This window comes from Lactococcus sp. NH2-7C (genome assembly GCF_029953655.1).
GTDB lineage: Bacteria > Bacillota > Bacilli > Lactobacillales > Streptococcaceae > Lactococcus > Lactococcus lactis.
This window is the reverse complement of sequence record NZ_CP124538.1, coordinates 1,070,511-1,088,583: the sequence shown is the minus strand read 5'-3', so window position 1 is coordinate 1,088,583 and position 18,073 is coordinate 1,070,511. Positions and strand designations below refer to the sequence as shown.

General features: G+C 38.7%; 12 protein-coding genes, 1 tRNA gene and 2 rRNA genes. All 15 read left to right on the top strand.

The window, feature by feature from the left end; translation table 11 throughout:
• Positions 1 to 90 precede the first annotated feature (90 nt).
• The 15 genes from QJV49_RS05360 to QJV49_RS05290 all read left to right on the top strand — a co-directional run bounded on the left by QJV49_RS05360 (position 91) and on the right by QJV49_RS05290 (position 18,061).
• Entirely contained in the window at positions 91 to 999 is a 909-nt protein-coding gene (locus tag QJV49_RS05360; protein WP_225512834.1) for an AEC family transporter, read from the top strand.
• Between the two features lie 8 nt (positions 1,000 to 1,007).
• Complete coding sequence (locus QJV49_RS05355; RefSeq protein ID WP_225512835.1) at positions 1,008 to 1,568, top strand: NUDIX hydrolase; 561 nt, start codon at positions 1,008 to 1,010, stop codon at positions 1,566 to 1,568.
• A gap of 149 nt (positions 1,569 to 1,717) precedes the next feature.
• Positions 1,718 to 2,689 carry a homoserine O-succinyltransferase gene (gene metA, locus QJV49_RS05350; protein ID WP_225512836.1) on the top strand — a complete coding sequence of 324 codons (972 nt, stop codon included), beginning with the start codon at positions 1,718 to 1,720 and terminating at the stop codon, positions 2,687 to 2,689.
• Positions 2,690 to 2,712: 23 nt separating this feature from the next.
• On the top strand, positions 2,713 to 3,801 hold the full coding sequence (locus QJV49_RS05345; protein WP_225512837.1) for a cystathionine gamma-synthase: 1,089 nt from the start codon (positions 2,713 to 2,715) through the stop codon (positions 3,799 to 3,801).
• A gap of 264 nt (positions 3,802 to 4,065) precedes the next feature.
• A complete protein-coding gene (locus QJV49_RS05340) occupies positions 4,066 to 5,229 on the top strand; it encodes a MalY/PatB family protein (protein ID WP_225512838.1) in 1,164 nt (387 codons plus the stop codon).
• 54 nt (positions 5,230 to 5,283) lie between these two features.
• Entirely contained in the window at positions 5,284 to 6,423 is a 1,140-nt protein-coding gene (locus QJV49_RS05335; protein WP_225512839.1) for a cation:proton antiporter, read from the top strand.
• 225 nt (positions 6,424 to 6,648) lie between these two features.
• Positions 6,649 to 7,284, top strand: coding sequence for a uracil phosphoribosyltransferase (gene upp, locus QJV49_RS05330; protein ID WP_225512840.1), 636 nt, complete (start codon positions 6,649 to 6,651; stop codon positions 7,282 to 7,284).
• Positions 7,285 to 7,425: 141 nt separating this feature from the next.
• Positions 7,426 to 8,034 carry a nitroreductase family protein gene (locus QJV49_RS05325; protein ID WP_225512841.1) on the top strand — a complete coding sequence of 203 codons (609 nt, stop codon included), beginning with the start codon at positions 7,426 to 7,428 and terminating at the stop codon, positions 8,032 to 8,034.
• A gap of 105 nt (positions 8,035 to 8,139) precedes the next feature.
• A complete protein-coding gene (locus QJV49_RS05320) occupies positions 8,140 to 9,402 on the top strand; it encodes an Nramp family divalent metal transporter (protein ID WP_225512842.1) in 1,263 nt (420 codons plus the stop codon).
• Positions 9,403 to 9,459: 57 nt separating this feature from the next.
• On the top strand, positions 9,460 to 9,777 hold the full coding sequence (locus tag QJV49_RS05315) for an ATP cone domain-containing protein (protein WP_004254946.1): 318 nt from the start codon (positions 9,460 to 9,462) through the stop codon (positions 9,775 to 9,777).
• A gap of 559 nt (positions 9,778 to 10,336) precedes the next feature.
• Positions 10,337 to 12,277 (top strand): threonine--tRNA ligase, encoded by a 1,941-nt coding sequence (gene thrS, locus QJV49_RS05310; RefSeq protein ID WP_225512843.1) that lies wholly within the window; start codon positions 10,337 to 10,339, stop codon positions 12,275 to 12,277.
• Positions 12,278 to 12,389: 112 nt separating this feature from the next.
• Entirely contained in the window at positions 12,390 to 13,049 is a 660-nt protein-coding gene (locus QJV49_RS05305; RefSeq protein ID WP_004254956.1) for a trimeric intracellular cation channel family protein, read from the top strand.
• Between the two features lie 260 nt (positions 13,050 to 13,309).
• Positions 13,310 to 14,856 (top strand): 16S ribosomal RNA (locus tag QJV49_RS05300).
• A gap of 93 nt (positions 14,857 to 14,949) precedes the next feature.
• Positions 14,950 to 15,022 (top strand) — tRNA-Ala (locus QJV49_RS05295).
• Between the two features lie 138 nt (positions 15,023 to 15,160).
• A 23S ribosomal RNA gene (locus QJV49_RS05290) occupies positions 15,161 to 18,061 on the top strand.
• The 16S and 23S rRNA genes sit together here with 1 tRNA gene alongside, the layout of an rRNA operon.
• Positions 18,062 to 18,073 lie beyond the last annotated feature (12 nt).

Below are 18,073 nucleotides of genomic sequence, written 5' to 3'. Positions count from 1 at the left end.
ATGCTAGAATTAATTGAGACAGACTGTCAGTAAAATTAGGAGTTACAAAATTACTGACAGAATAAAAAACAACTGACAGAAAGCAAAATAATGACCACAATTCTTCTCAACGCCTTGAGTATCATGCTTGTTTTATTTTTAGCTCTCCTACTAAAGAAAATTGGAATTCTTCATCAAAAAGACGGAGCATTGACTTCAAAAATGGTTGTTTATCTGACCTTGCCAGCAACAATTTTAATTGGGGTCAATCATACGAAACTCTCTAATATTTTTTTTATTTTGATGTTTATGGGACTTTTTTCTAATCTTCTTTTAGTTTTTCTAGGAAAATTAATTGGACGAAAAGCTACTGTTGAAGAGCGTGGGCTTTATATGTTTGATTTGTCAGGTTATAATATCGGAAATTTTTCAATTCCTTTTGTTTCTAGTTTTTTCCCAGCGGCAATTCCATTTCTTGCCATGTTTGACATGGGAAATTCATTAATGGTGACAGGAACAACTCAAGCAATTGTTGAACTTTCAAGTGGTAGAAAGAAACACGGCTTTATCTTACAAGAAATATTCGGTGTTTTATTTCGTAATCCGCCCTTTGTTGTTTATATTTTTATGTTTATTTTAGCTATTTTCGGCCTATCTTTTCCGGATGGATGGCTGATTCCAATTCGCCCCTTAGCAAATGCTAATACCCTTTTATCTATCTTTACGATTGGGCTTTTTATGGAATTTCGTCTGCCAAAGGGAAAATTAAAACTTGTCATAAAAATATTGACTTGGCGCTATTTATTAGCTTTTATTTTAGCTAGTTTGGTCTATTTTTTCCTTCCATTTCCAGCCATAATAAAAGAAATTCTTTTATTAATCTTCTTTTGCCCAATGTCCTTTTTGCATATGATTCAGGCTATAGAACTTGGAAATGATAAGGCCTTAGCTGGATTAACAATAAGTTTATCTATGTTTATTTCTTTAATTTTAATGAGTATCATTGTAATAATTTTGTGAGGTGAAAAATGAAAAATCAAATAGAAAAATTATTAGAGGATTTTGTACCAGAAGGGCAGCAAGAAGAAACAGATTATAAAGTTTTTCGAGATTTTGCAGCTGATGAAAAAAATTTGAATCGGTCTTCTATTGCACATTTTACGGCAAGTGCATTTGTTTTGAATGAAAGTCATGATAAAATTTTAGGGATTTATCATAAGATTTATCAAAGTTGGGGTTGGGTAGGCGGTCATGCTGATGGCAATGCTGACTTATTAGCTGTAGCGGTAAAAGAGGTCCAAGAAGAAACGGGACTGCAAACTTTTAAAAAACTTTCAGAAAAGCCAATTTCAATTGAAGCTTTGCCTGTTTTTGGACATCATCACAGAAAATATGGTTATGTCAGTGCCCATATTCATCTTAATGTTACTTTTTTATTTGAAGCAAATGAAAGTGATTCGCTTCAGAAGAATACAGCTGAAACAGAAGGATTAGCCTGGATTCCTCTAGAAAAATTTTCTGAAATGTCCTCAGAAAAAGAAATGAGAGTGATCTATGATAAAATAATCGCTCGAATTATAAATAAATAAAATACAAATTGAGACTTGCCTTAGGCAAGTTTTATTATAAGATTAAAAATTTTAAATTAGACCATCACAGAATTAAAATACGAGACTATTGCAAAAAAAACACGAAGGGCTATAATTGAGTCTAATTCTATTTGAAAGTTGAGTAATTTATGCCGGTAAAAGTGATTAAAGGTCTGCCCGCGATTGAGGATTTGCGGGCGGATAATATTTTTGTTATGGACAGTGAGCGAGCGAAGAATCAAAATATTCGTCCTTTAAATTTGCTAGTGGTCAATCTCATGCCGCGTAAATTAATTACTGAAAGACAAATCTTACGATTATTATCAAACACTCCACTGCAAATTAATGTTGACTTTTTATATATGACCTCTCATGATTTTAAAAATACGAAACAAGCACATTTAGAAGCGTTCTATAAATCTTTTTCTGAGATTAAAAGCCAATATTACGATGGATTAATTGTAACAGGAGCTCCAGTTGAACAGTTAAACTTTGAAGAAGTAGACTATTGGAGTGAGCTTTTGAAAATTATTGACTGGTCTAAAAGTCATGTCTATTCAAGTCTGCATATTTGTTGGGGGGCACAAGCGGCACTTTATGCTCGCTATGGTGTAACTAAAGAAAATCTTCCGCAAAAATTGTGTGGTATTTACAAAAGCTCGGTAGAGCAACCTAGAAATCCATTATTTAGAGGATTTGATGAGTCTTTTTATTATCCACAGTCGCGATATACCCAATCGAATCCATCAGAAATAAAAAAGATTCCTGATTTAGAAGTCTTGTCAACATCCAAAGAAACTGGATTTTCAATTTTAGCGAAGAAAAATTTACGTGAAATCTATCTTTTTGGCCACTTAGAATATGACCGTGAAACTTTGGCTTGGGAATATGAAAGAGATAAAGATGAAGGATTGAAACCCAATCTTCCACAAAATTATTTTCCAGAAAATAATGATAGAAACAAGCCAAAAATCACCTGGGCTTCAGCAGCTTCCCTCTTTTTTTCAAATTGGTTGAATTATGCGGTTTATCAAGGAACGCCTTATCTAGGAGAACGTCTGAGTCAACACTTGAATGAAGAAAATTATGATTTTAATCAAAAAGAGCAAAAGAAAAAATAATGAGTTAAAAAATGAGGAAATTTATGGATAAAAGATTAGATACTTTATTGGCACAAGTCGGAATTCATCAAGATGAGGCAACGGGAGCTTTAGTCAGTCCTTTGCATTTTTCAACGACCTATCAACATCCACAATTTGGTCAATCGACTGGCTTTGATTACACCAGAACCAAAAACCCAACAAGAGCAACGTTGGAAGAAGCACTTGCCTCAATTGAATCAGGACAATTTGCTCTGGCAACTTCGTCAGGAATGGCTGCAGTTGTCTTGGCCTTTTCAGTTTTTCCAATCGGTTCAAAAATCGTTGCCAGTCGAGATTTGTATGGTGGTTCATTTCGGTGGTTTGATGAACAAGAAAAAGAGGGACGATTTTGCTTTTCCTATGCTAAAAGCGAAAAAGAAATGCTTGAGCTAATAGATGAAAATACTGATATTGTTTATATTGAAACACCGACAAATCCAATGATGGTTAAATATAATATTGAAAAAATAGCCAATAAAGCACAGGCATATCATGCAAAAGTGATTGTTGACAATACTTTTTATACCCCAATTTATCAAAAACCATTAGAATTGGGTGCGGATCTAGTGATTCATTCGGCGACAAAATATTTATCAGGACATAATGATGTCTTGGCTGGAGCGGTCATTGTTTATGATGAAGAACTTTATGAAAAGTTATTATATCAGCTCAATACCACAGGAGCAGTTCTTTCTCCTTTTGACAGTTATCTTGTCATGCGAGGTTTGAAAACTTTAAGTCTCAGAATGGAGAGGGCAACTAAAAATGCCCAAAAAATTGTGACTTTCCTAAAAAAACTTCCGTCAGTAAAAGAAGTACTTTACCCAGGATTAGGTGGCATGATTTCTCTAAAAGTTATTGACAAAAACAAAATTCCTGATATTTTAAATCACTTGAGCGTTTTTACCTTTGCTGAAAGCTTAGGAGGTGTTGAATCTTTAATCACTTATCCAACAGCGCAAACTCACCATGATATTCCACTTGAGATTAGAGAAAGTTATGGTTTAACAGATGATTTGCTTCGTCTTTCAATCGGGATAGAAGATGTTCGCGATTTAATAGAAGATCTCAAAGAAGCTTTAGAAAATTAAAAAATTACTGATGAACAAGCTAGCATATCTGTAAGTGCTATCTACATGCTACGCACTACGCTGTCCATTCCAACTAAGTGCTAAAGCACTTGTCGACAGGGCGAAGCGCCAACGGCTATCCTATGATGAAACGATTAGAATATCCATAAGTGCTAAAATATGTTCTGTCAGTAAATTTTTTACTGATGGAACTACTAGCAGATCTGTAAACTGCTAAAGCAGTGACAGCTATCCTATGACAAAAAGAAAAAAGAGAGTATAAAAATGACAAAATATGATTTTACAACCATTCCAAATCGACTTGACCACAATTCTGTAAAATGGCAAGAAATAAAAGAGAATCCTCATAAACTTCCATTGTGGGTGGCTGATATGGACTTTCTTGCCTTACCAGAAATAAAACAAAGTATCCATGATTACGCAGACTATGGAGTTTATGGATACGCTTATGTTGAAGAAGATTTAATTAAAAGCATTCAAAATTGGGAAAAAAATCAACATCAGTATGACTTTTCTAAAGAAGCTTTAATTTTGGTTGAAGGAGTTGTTCCAGGAATTGGCCTGGCCATTCAAGCATTGACCAAAGAAAATGATGCTATTTTAATAAACACACCTGTTTATCCACCATTTGCCAGAACAGTTAAGCTAAATAATCGAAAGCTCATTGAAAATAAACTGATTGAAAAAAATGGGGAATTTTTAATTGATTTTGAAGCTCTTGAAAAAGAAATTGTTGAAAATTCCGTGAAATTATATATTCTTTGTAACCCTCACAATCCTGGCGGGCGCGTGTGGACGAAAGAAGAACTGATAAAACTTGGCCAAATTTGTAAAAAGCATAATATGATTGTTGTTTCTGATGAAATTCATCAAGATTTAACGTTGTTTGGTCATAAGCACCAGACCTTTAACACTCTTTCAGAAGACTTCAAAGATTTTTCAGTTGTTTTATCTTCTGCCACTAAAAGTTTTAACATTGCTGGCGTGAAATGCGCTTATGCAATTATTGAAAACCAAGATTTACGTGAAAAATACTTACAAAGAAGACTAGCAAATAATCAACAAGAAATTAGCACTTTAGGAATGCTAGCGACCAAAGTTGCTTATGAAAATGGAAGTGAATGGTTAAATGAACTCAAAAATGTGCTTGAAAAAAATATCACTTATATTGAGTCAGAACTTCATCAAAAAACAAAAATCAAAGTAATGAAACCTCAAGGAACCTATTTGATTTGGCTTGATTTTTCTGAATATCAATTAGAAGATAAGGTATTGGATGAAAAATTAGCAGAAGAGGCAGGTGTGATTTTAAATAAAGGAATAAGTTTTGGAAAAGCCGGACAAGCTCATGCCAGATTAAATGCTGCAGCACCATTCTCATTGATTGAAGAAGCAAGCAAACGACTTGTAGAAACATTTAAAATTTAAGGATTTTAGTCGAAAATGTGTTTTTAAGAATGAAAAATATGTTAAAATCAACTTATGAATGATATTTTACAACTCACAATTGTTTTAATTGCCTCTTTAATTGCTACCCTTGTTTCAAGACGTCTTAAAATTCCGGCTGTCGTTGGACAAATGCTTGTTGGGATTTTGATTGCTCCATCAGTTTTAGGCTTGGTTCATAGTGGTCATGTCCTAGAAGTAATGTCTGAGATTGGAGTTATCTTACTTATGTTCTTAGCGGGAATTGAGAGTGATTTAACTGTTCTAAAGAAAAATTTTAAAGCATCAATGCTAGTTGCAGTTGGTGGTGTGATTGTGCCATTAATTGCTTTTGGACTTGTTGCTTTTGGTTTTGGTTACGGAATATCGACCAGTTTCTTTTATGGGATTGTTTTTGCCGCGACCTCAGTGTCAATTACGGTTGAAGTCTTGCAAGAATATGGCAAGCTCAGCACACGTGCAGGTTCGATTATTCTAGGAGCTGCAGTTGTTGATGATATTTTAGCTGTATTGATTTTATCAATTTTTACTAGTTTTAAAAATGGTGGTTCTGGTTCTCATCTTTTCTTCCAATTTTTGCTTGAACTTCTCTTTTTTGCCTTTTTATTTCTTGTGCATAAGCTTATTCCAAGATTTTGGAAATTCGTCCAAAAACTACCCATTGCCAACAAAAATACGATTGTTGCCTTGATTATTTGTTTGGGCTTAAGTCTACTTGCTGATAGCGTAGGAATGTCAGCGGTGATAGGTAGTTTCTTTGCAGGACTTGCTATTTCACAAACAGAGGTAAGTCATAAGATTGAAGAATATACCTCAGCAATCGGTTATGTTATTTTTATCCCAGTATTCTTTGTTCTTATCGCCATATCTGTTCAATTCGATAGTTTAATTCATCATCCTTGGATAATTTTACTCTTTACCCTTTTAGCAATTTTGACAAAATTTCTTCCCGCCTATTTTGTTGGAAAAGCAAGTAAATTAAGCACTGGTGAGAGTATGTTGATTGGAACAGGAATGATTTCACGTGGGGAAATGGCCCTGATTGTGGCTCAAATTGGTCTGACGAGTGCCATTATCACAGATGAAGTTTATTCGGAGCTGGTTATCGTGATTATTTTAGCAACTGTATTAGCACCATTTTTAATTAAAATGGTCTTGAAAAAATATGATAATTAAGAAAAAATAAAGAATAAAAGACGAAAAATTTAAATTTTTTTAAATTTCATCTTATTCCTCCCAAAAAGACCAAAAAAGTGGTAAAATAGAAAAAATGCTTTTAGAGAATAGCGAACTTGCTAGGCTCTAAAAAATTTTGCCTAAAATTAGCAAAATTGCCTTTTAAAGGCAGTTTACAAATCTGAACTTTGCTTAGCAAAGGGATCTAGCGAAAGGAAAATCAAAATGTCAAAATTTCAAGTCGTAGAACATCCATTGATTCAACACAAACTCTCAATCTTGCGTCGTAAAGAGGCATCGACAAAAGAATTCCGTGAACTTGTTGATGAAATTGGAATGCTCATGGCCTACGAAGTATCAAGAGATTTACCTCTTGAAGATGTTGAAATCGAAACACCCGTTCAAAAAACGACGGTTAAACAAATCGCAGGTAAAAAATTAGCGATTGTACCAATCTTACGTGCTGGTATTGGGATGGTAGACGGAATTTTGAAATTGATTCCAGCTGCTCGTGTAGGGCATATCGGAATGTATCGTGATGAAGAAACACTTAAACCAGTTGAATATTTAGTGAAACTTCCAACCGATATTGCTGACCGTCAAATTTTCCTTGTTGACCCAATGCTTGCAACTGGTGGTTCAGCAATTTTAGCAGTTGATTCTCTTAAAAAACGAAATGCTAAAGCAGAAAATATTAAATTTGTTTGTCTTGTTGCTGCACCAGAAGGAGTGAAAGCTCTCCAAGAAGCACATCCAGATATTGAAATTTATACCGCAGCTTTGGATGAAAAACTTAATGAACATGGTTATATTGTCCCAGGTCTTGGTGATGCTGGAGACCGTTTGTTCGGTACTAAATAATAAATTTATCCCTATTTCAAATAGGGATTTTTTTTATTTTATAAAAAAAGTAATTTTTTAAATCAAAATAGTTTACAAGTGTAAATTTATTTGATAAGATTACATATGTAAACAATAAAAACAAAAAAGGAAGTAATTATTATGTCATTCATTAAATCATTAGAAAACCGTCGCACAATCTACGCTCTTGGAAGAAACGTTCAAGATGAAGAAAAAGTGATTGAAACAATTAAAGAAGCTGTACGTTTTTCACCAACAGCTTTCAATTCACAAACTGGACGTCTTTTGATTCTCACAGGTGATGCCCAAGATAAACTTTGGGATGAAATTGTTGCCCCAGAACTTAAAGCAGCGATGGAAGCACAAGGTGTTCCTGAATCAGCTTGGGATAACACACGTGCAAAACTTGATGGATTTAAAGCGGCTTTTGGTACAATTCTTTTCTTTGAAGACCAAGCAGTTGTTAAAAATCTTCAAGAACAATTTGCTCTTTATGCAGATAACTTCCCAGTTTGGTCAGAACAAGGTTCAGGAATTATTTCTGTAAATGTATGGACTGCTCTTGCTGAACTTGGTTTAGGCGCTAACTTGCAACACTACAATCCATTGATTGGCGAAGCCGTTGCTAAAGAATGGAATCTTCCAGAAAGCTGGAAACTTCGTGGACAACTTGTATTTGGTTCAATCGAAGCACCTGCTGGCGAAAAAACTTTCATGGATGATGCAGACCGTTTCATCGTTGCCAAATAATCAATTATTTTTAATGACCGTCAGTAAAATTTACTGACGGTTTTTTATTTTGTAAAGTTGAACTCTTAAAAGCTGCATGCTATAATTGTCCAAAAGGAAGTGAAAATGAAAAGGATAAAAATGAGGCGATTTTTACAAGATAAAAAATATCCAGCCCTTGATTTTTTGAAGTATGTTGGACCAGGATTGATTGTTGCGGTGGGATTTATAGATCCAGGAAATTGGGCGGCCAATCTTGCTGCGGGTTCTCAATTTGGTTATAAATTACTTTGGGTAATTACGCTATCAACAATTATGTTGGCTTTTCTCCAGCATAATGTGGCCCACTTAGGGATTGTCACAGGAAAGTGTTTGTCAGAAAATGCGACCCAATACCTTAGGCCCTGGCTCAGTCGAGCGGTTTTGGGAACGGGAGTTTTAGCTTCTATTTCGACAGCAGTTGCTGAAATTTTGGGTGGAGCAATAGCTTTGCAAATGCTCTTTAAATTACCTATTGTTGTAGGAGCGATTTTAACGGCTGGCTTGGTTATCTGGTTTTTGTTTAGCAATTCATATCCTAAGATTGAAAAAGTTATTATTGGTTTTGTAAGTTTGATTGGGATTGCACTTTTACTAGAAATTTTTATTATTCCACATATTAATTGGGGACAAGCAGCAAAAGGAATGGTTATACCTTTCGTTGATGCAAAATCAATGCCAATCATCATGTCAGCTCTAGGGGCCGTTGTCATGCCACATAATCTATTTTTACACTCGGAAGTTATTCAAAGTCGTCAGTGGAATTTAAAAGATGAAGCGGTGATGGAAAGACAATTACGTTTCGAGTTCTTTGATACAATTTTTTCAATGTTTCTAGGCTGGGTGATTAATTCTGCAATTATTATCATTGCTGCGGCTTTATTTTTCCCTCGAATTGTAACAGAAATTAATCAAGCACAAGAAATGCTCGTTCCTCTCCTTGGTCCAGTGGCTGCAATTATTTTTGCGATTGCTTTTCTTTTTGCAGGAGTAGCCTCATCGGTAACAGCAGGAATGGCAGGTGGATCAATTTTTGCAGGAATCTTTGCAGAACCTTATGATGCACAAGACCCACATAGTAAATTAGGTGTTTTAATCACAATAATTGGAGCAACGATTGCCATTTGCGCTTTAAGTTTTGTGACTTCGCCCTTTAATATTTTAATTTATTCACAGGTTTTCTTAAGTATCCAATTACCAATTACTATCTTTTTGCAAATTTATTTAACAAGTTCTAAAAGAGTAATGGGTAAATATAAAAATGTTTGGTTTACAAAGTGGCTCTTATTAGCAACAGGAGCTTTTGTAACTCTACTCAATATCGTATTAATCGTCGAAACTTTTAAATAATTCCGAAAAATTTGGTATAATAGTATTGTAAGAAGATTAAAAAATAAGGAGAAATTGATGCAAGCAAAATTAGTTAATAAAGTAGTTATCAAACGTAATGGACATGTCGTTGACTGGGATAGCTTCCGCATTCAAACGGCAGTATTCAAAGCTGCAATCAATGGTAAATACAAAGATAAACCGCTCCACGCCAATATGATTGCTAATAATGTAACAAAAGTCGTTGAAAAAGTAATTGCTGAGCTCTCTTTTGAAAAAATTGAGATTGAAACGATTCAAAACCAAGTGATAAAACAACTCAATGATTTTGATAAAGATGTGGCACGCGATTTTCTTGCTTACAAAACAAAGCAAAATATTGAGCAAAGACATTAATATAAAAAGAACTCTTTGAGTTCTTTTTTTACTCGTCAGTAAAAATTACTGACAGAACTTTTAATCTTGGTCTGTCAGTAATTTTATTTAGTATAATTCCTTCTTGACAAATTTTAGGTCAAGCTTTACAATATAAGAAGAGACATGTTTTTAGTGAAAATTTCTAAGAAATCAGGCGGTTGATGCGAGCCTGAAAATGGCAGCTAAAAATACCACTCATTACTTGCAGACCTTTTGTAAGTTAAATTCTTTTTTGGACAACAGAAAAGCGTCTCTGACACGTTACGTCAAAGAAGAGAAATTTACTGACAGAAATTTTATAGCTAAAAATTGAGCATTTCTGTAAGCAATAATTGCTAGAAGGAGCCTAACAAATTTTGTCAGTAAATAGAACAAAGGTGGTAACACGCAGATCGCGTCCTTTATAGGATTAGATTTGCGTTTTTTTATTTCCATAAATTATTGACAAGACTTTTAATAAGTAATTCATTGCTTCCAAGCAATCAGTTTATCCTGTCAGTAATTTCAAACTAAAAAAGATTAAAGAAAGGCACATAAAATGATCAAAATAACATTTCCAGACGGTAACGTAAAAGAATTTGAGGCGGGCGTAACAACATTTGAAATCGCTAAATCAATCTCACCCAGTCTTGCCAAAAAAACACTTGCAGGTAAGATCAACGGAAAATTAATTGATGCCACTCGAGCAATCAATGAAGATAGCAACTTTGAAATTGTAACACCAGACCATGAAGATGCACTCGGAATTTTACGACATTCAGCTGCTCACCTCTTTGCTCAAGCAGCAAAACGCCATTTCCCTGATATTCACTTGGGTGTTGGACCAGCTATTCAAGATGGTTTCTATTACGATACAGATAACGAAGCCGGTCAAATTTCAAATGATGATTTGGCAACAATCGAAGCTGAAATGAAGAAAATTGTCAAAGAAAACTTCAAATCAGAACGTAAAGAAGTAAGCAAAGAAGAAGCAAAAGAAATTTTTGCAAATGATCCATACAAACTCGAACTCATTGAAGAACACAATGAAGATGAAGGTGGACTTACTATCTATACCCAAGGTGAATATACTGACCTTTGTCGTGGCCCACACGTTCCATCAACTGGTGTCATCAAATTTTTCCATCTTCTCAATGTTGCAGGTGCTTACTGGCGTGGTAATTCTGATAACAAGATGATGCAACGTATTTACGGTACAGCTTGGTTCACAAAAGAAGAATTAGAAGAAAATCTTAAACTTCGTGAAGAAGCAAAAGAACGTGACCATCGTAAACTTGGTCGTGAACTTGACCTGTTCTTTAATGACGCAGAACTTGGTGCAGGAACTGCTTACTGGCTCCCAGCTGGAGCAACAATTCGTCGAATTATTGAACGTTTTGTCGTTGACCAAGAAGTGAAAAATGGTTATCAACACGTTATCACACCAGTCATGATGAACCTTAATACTTATAAACAATCAGGTCACTGGCAACATTACCATGAAGATATGTATCCACCAATGGATATGGGTGATGGCGAAGAAATGGAACTTCGTCCAATGAACTGTCCAAGCCATATTGCTATCTATAAACATCATGTTCACTCTTATCGTGAACTCCCAATTCGTATTGCCGAATTTGGGATGATGCACCGTTATGAAAAATCAGGAGCACTCTCAGGACTTCAACGTGTCCGCGAAATGACTTTGAATGATGGTCATACTTTCGTCATGTTAGAACAAGTTCAAGAAGAATTTAGTAAAATTCTTCAATTGATTATGGACATGTACCGTGACTTTGGAATCAATGATTACAGCTTCCGACTCAGCTACCGTGACCCTAAAGATACAGTGAAATATTTCCCAGACGATGAAATGTGGGAAAAATCTCAAGCCATGCTCAAAGCAACAATGGATGACATGAATCTTGACTACGTTGAAGCAGAAGGAGAAGCGGCATTTTACGGTCCTAAACTTGATATTCAAGTTAAAACTGCACTTGGTAATGAAGAAACGCTTTCAACTATTCAGTTAGACTTCCTTAATCCTGAAAACTTTGACATTTCATATATTGGTCCTGACGGGGAAAAACATCGCCCAGTAATGATTCACCGTGGCGTAATCTCAACACTTGAACGTTTCATTGCCTACCTTATCGAAGTTTATAAAGGAGCTTTCCCAACATGGCTCGCTCCAACTCAAGCAACTATTATCCCAGTAAATAATGAAATTCATGCCGATTACGCTTGGAAAATTCAACGTGAACTCCAAGACAAAGGATTCCGCGTTGTTGTTGATGAAGCCAATGAAAAAATGGGCTGGAAGATTCGTCAATCACAAACACACAAAATTCCATATCAAATCGTTATTGGAGACCAAGAGCAAGCTGATGGAACTGTAAACATTCGTCGTTATGGCTCAAAAGAAACAAAAGTTATTCCGCTTGAAGAATTTATTGAAAATATCAGTGCAGATGTTGCTAATTTTAGCCGCGTTGATTAATGAAAAAGAGACTGTTGAAAATCAGTCTCTTTTTTATTTATATTGGAGGATTATAGGGTATAATAAATTGTATTAAAAAGATTATTAATATTAAGGTGAAGTATAAAGGGATATGGAAGTGATTAGCAGTTTTTATTTATTTTTGGAAATTTTAGGAACCGTAGCATTCGCTATTTCGGGGACCGTGGTGGGGATCAATCATAAACTAGATATTTTTGGTATTCTTGTGATGTCAGTAATAACAGCTGTAGGTGGTGGGATATTTCGAGATTTACTCTTAGGAGCAACACCGCCTACAGCATTAAAATCGCCATTTTTTATAGTTATTTCGATTATTGCATCAATAGTAGCTATGCTTGTAGCGCTAATAATTAAATCAAGAAGAGAAGCATTGAGTATTTTTAAAGCAGCACGTTTCTATAATAATCTTCTCTTAGTTTCTGACGCCATAGGTCTAGGAATTTTTACAGTATTAGGGATTGATGCTGGAATAGCACATGGTTATTCACAAAATATCTTCTTCATTGTATTCTTAGGAGTATTGACAGGTGTTGGTGGTGGAATGATTCGCGATGTGATTGCAAACCAAGTTCCAATGATTTTCAGAGAAAATATCTATGCCTTACCATGTATTATTGGCGGAATTCTATATGTTTACCTTCAATCGGTAATCAGCCATAACCTAGCTTTATTTATTTCTGTCATCTTTATCGTTCTCATCAGAATCATTTCAGAACAAAGAAAACTAAATTTACCAAGAATTGAATATTAATGTATTTAATAAAACATGATAACAGCGGGGTTTAACGGATGTAAGCTAAAAAAAACCGTAAAAGGGACAGTTAATTGTTGACAAGTCGGAGTAGGTTTGATAGAATATAATAGTTGTCGCGAGAGACGTGAGTCGAAGAGCGACAAGCTAGACCATTGAAAACTGAATAAAGAAGAATGACTCATGTGATGTCTAAGGACATCAAAAATCTGTCAATCAATAATGAAAGACAAGCCAGTCACTACGGTGACTTAAATACTTTATTTGAGAGTTTGATCCTGGCTCAGGACGAACGCTGGCGGCGTGCCTAATACATGCAAGTTGAGCGCTGAAGGAAGGTACTTGTACCGACTGGATGAGCAGCGAACGGGTGAGTAACGCGTGGGGAATCTGCCTTTGAGCGGGGGACAACATTTGGAAACGAATGCTAATACCGCATAAAAACTTTAAACACAAGTTTTAAGTTTGAAAGATGCAATTGCATCACTCAGAGATGATCCCGCGTTGTATTAGCTAGTTGGTGAGGTAAAGGCTCACCAAGGCGATGATACATAGCCGACCTGAGAGGGTGATCGGCCACATTGGGACTGAGACACGGCCCAAACTCCTACGGGAGGCAGCAGTAGGGAATCTTCGGCAATGGACGAAAGTCTGACCGAGCAACGCCGCGTGAGTGAAGAAGGTTTTCGGATCGTAAAACTCTGTTGGTAGAGAAGAACGTTGGTGAGAGTGGAAAGCTCATCAAGTGACGGTAACTACCCAGAAAGGGACGGCTAACTACGTGCCAGCAGCCGCGGTAATACGTAGGTCCCGAGCGTTGTCCGGATTTATTGGGCGTAAAGCGAGCGCAGGTGGTTTATTAAGTCTGGTGTAAAAGGCAGTGGCTCAACCATTGTATGCATTGGAAACTGGTAGACTTGAGTGCAGGAGAGGAGAGTGGAATTCCATGTGTAGCGGTGAAATGCGTAGATATATGGAGGAACACCGGTGGCGAAAGCGGCTCTCTGGCCTGTAACTGACACTGAGGCTCGAAAGCGTGGGGAGCAAACAGGATTAGATACCCTGGTAGTCCACGCCGTAAACGATGAGTGCTAGATGTAGGGAGCTATAAGTTCTCTGTATCGCAGCTAACGCAATAAGCACTCCGCCTGGGGAGTACGACCGCAAGGTTGAAACTCAAAGGAATTGACGGGGGCCCGCACAAGCGGTGGAGCATGTGGTTTAATTCGAAGCAACGCGAAGAACCTTACCAGGTCTTGACATACTCGTGCTATTCCTAGAGATAGGAAGTTCCTTCGGGACACGGGATACAGGTGGTGCATGGTTGTCGTCAGCTCGTGTCGTGAGATGTTGGGTTAAGTCCCGCAACGAGCGCAACCCCTATTGTTAGTTGCCATCATTAAGTTGGGCACTCTAACGAGACTGCCGGTGATAAACCGGAGGAAGGTGGGGATGACGTCAAATCATCATGCCCCTTATGACCTGGGCTACACACGTGCTACAATGGATGGTACAACGAGTCGCGAGACAGTGATGTTTAGCTAATCTCTTAAAACCATTCTCAGTTCGGATTGTAGGCTGCAACTCGCCTACATGAAGTCGGAATCGCTAGTAATCGCGGATCAGCACGCCGCGGTGAATACGTTCCCGGGCCTTGTACACACCGCCCGTCACACCACGGGAGTTGGGAGTACCCGAAGTAGGTTGCCTAACCGCAAGGAGGGCGCTTCCTAAGGTAAGACCGATGACTGGGGTGAAGTCGTAACAAGGTAGCCGTATCGGAAGGTGCGGCTGGATCACCTCCTTTCTAAGGAATATATACAAAGACGTGAGCATTCAACTTTATTCAGTTTTGAGGGGTTTAGTCATAAACCTAAGCAAGAATCAACTTCTTGATTGTGGGGCCTTAGCTCAGCTGGGAGAGCGCCTGCTTTGCACGCAGGAGGTCAGCGGTTCGATCCCGCTAGGCTCCATTGTCAGACAAGACGTTAAAATCACTTGAACATTGAAAACTAAATAACAATATCTAATAACGATAAATAAACCAAAAGCTGTGAATTTTAAAGAATTTACAAACTTATACTTGAAAAACGATGATTTTAAATCATCATGGCAAAGTTAATAAGGGCGCACGGTGGATGCCTTGGCACTAAGAGCCGAAGAAGGACGTGACTAACGACGATATTCTAGGGGGAGCAGTAAGTACGCATTGATCCCTAGGTCTCCGAATGGGGAAACCCAGCTGCTACTAGCAGTTATTCATGAGTGAATACATAGCTCATGTAAAGGTAACGCAGAGAACTGAAACATCTAAGTACCTGCAGGAAGAGAAAGTAAAAACGATTTCGTAAGTAGCGGCGAGCGAACGCGAAGAAGGGCAAACCAAGAAGCTTGCTTCTTGGGGTTGTAGGACTGCAACGTGGACTTAAGCATTATAGTCGAATAACCTGGGAAGGTTAATCAAAGAGGGTAATAATCCCGTAGACGAAATAGCGCTTATACCTAGCAGTATCCTGAGTAGGGCTGGACACGCGAAATCCAGTTTGAATCCGGGAGGACCATCTCCCAACCCTAAATACTCCTTAGTGACCGATAGTGAACCAGTACCGTGAGGGAAAGGTGAAAAGAACCCCGAGAGGGGAGTGAAATAGCACCTGAAACCGTGTGCCTACAAGAAGTTCGAGCCCGTTAATGGGTGAGAGCGTGCCTTTTGTAGAATGAACCGGCGAGTTACGTTATGATGCGAGGTTAAGTTGAAGAGACGGAGCCGTAGGGAAACCGAGTCTGAATAGGGCGACTTAGTATCATGATGTAGACCCGAAACCTAGTGACCTATCCATGAGCAGGGTGAAGGTGTGGTAAGACGCACTGGAGGCCCGAACCAGGACACGTTGAAAAGTGTTTGGATGACTTGTGGATAGCGGAGAAATTCCAAACGAACTGGGAGATAGCTGGTTCTCTCCGAAATAGCTTTAGGGCTAGCGTCGAAATGTAAGTGTATTGGAGGTAGAGCACTGTTTGGGTGAGGGGTCCGTCTAGGATTACCAATCTCAGATAAACTCCGAATGCTAATACACATGTTCGGCAGTCAGACTGCGAGTGCTAAGATCCGTAGTCGAAAGGGAAACAGCCCAGACCAACAGCTAAGGTCCCAAAATATATGTTAAGTGGAAAAGGATGTGGGGTTGCACAGACAACTAGGATGTTAGCTCAGAAGCAGCTATCATTCAAAGAGTGCGTAATAGCTCACTAGTCGAGTGACCCTGCGCCGAAAATGTACCGGGGCTAAACATATTACCGAAGCTTTGGATTGATATTTTATCAATGGTAGGAGAGCGTTCTTAACCGCGAAGAAGGTATACCGTGAGGAGTGCTGGAGCGTTAAGAAGTGAGAATGCCGGTATGAGTAGCGCAAGATAAGTGAGAATCTTATCCACCGTAAGACTAAGGTTTCCAGGGGAAGGCTCGTCCGCCCTGGGTTAGTCGGGACCTAAGGCGAGGCCGAAAGGCGTAGTCGATGGACAACTGGTTGATATTCCAGTACTAGATATGATCGTGATGGAGGGACGCAGTAGGCTAAGAGATGCCAGTTAATGGATTCTGGTCTAAGCAGTGAGGTGTGAGATGTGTCAAATGCATTTCTCTCTAACATTGAGCTGTGATGGGGAAGCAACTACGGTTGCGAACTCTCTGATGTCACACTGCCAAGAAAAGCTTCTAGCGTAAAGTCATATCTACCCGTACCGCAAACCGACACAGGTAGTCGAGGCGAGTAGCCTCAGGTGATCGAGAGAACTCTCGTTAAGGAACTCGGCAAAATAGCCCCGTAACTTCGGGAGAAGGGGTGCTGGTGTAAAAGCCAGCCGCAGTGAATAGGCCCAAGCAACTGTTTATCAAAAACACAGCTCTCTGCTAAACCGCAAGGTGATGTATAGGGGGTGACGCCTGCCCGGTGCTGGAAGGTTAAGAGGAGTGCTTAGACGTAAGTCGAAGGTATGAATTGAAGCCCCAGTAAACGGCGGCCGTAACTATAACGGTCCTAAGGTAGCGAAATTCCTTGTCGGGTAAGTTCCGACCCGCACGAAAGGCGTAATGATTTGGGCACTGTCTCAACGAGAGACTCGGTGAAATTTTAGTACCTGTGAAGATGCAGGTTACCCGCGACAGGACGGAAAGACCCCATGGAGCTTTACTGTAGTTTGATATTGAGTACCTGTAAGTCATGTACAGGATAGGTAGGAGCCATTGAAATAGGGACGCTAGTTTCTATTGAGGCGTTGTTGGGATACTACCCTTGACTTATGGTTACTCTAACCCGCTGGCATAATCGGCCAGGGAGACAGTGTCTGACGGACAGTTTGACTGGGGCGGTCGCCTCCTAAAGAGTAACGGAGGCGCTCAAAGGTTGGCTCAGATTGGTTGGAAATCAATCGTAGAGTGTAAAGGTAAAAGCCAGCTTGACTGCGAGAGCTACAACTCGAGCAGGTAGGAAACTAGGACTTAGTGATCCGGTGGTACCGCATGGAAGGGCCATCGCTCAACGGATAAAAGCTACCCTGGGGATAACAGGCTTATCTCCCCCAAGAGTTCACATCGACGGGGAGGTTTGGCACCTCGATGTCGGCTCGTCGCATCCTGGGGCTGTAGTCGGTCCCAAGGGTTGGGCTGTTCGCCCATTAAAGCGGCACGCGAGCTGGGTTCAGAACGTCGTGAGACAGTTCGGTCCCTATCCGTCGCGGGCGTAGGTAATTTGAGAGGATCTGTCCTTAGTACGAGAGGACCGGGATGGACTTACCGCTGGTGTACCAGTTGTTCCGCCAGGAGCACGGCTGGATAGCTATGTAGGGAAGGGATAAGCGCTGAAAGCATCTAAGTGCGAAGCCCACCTCAAGATGAGATTACCCATTCGTAAGAATTAAGAGCCCAGAGAGATGATCTGGTAGATAGGCTGGAAGTGGAAGAGTTGCGAGACTTGGAGCGGACCAGTACTAATCGCTCGAGGACTTTACCAAAAGAGTCAAATA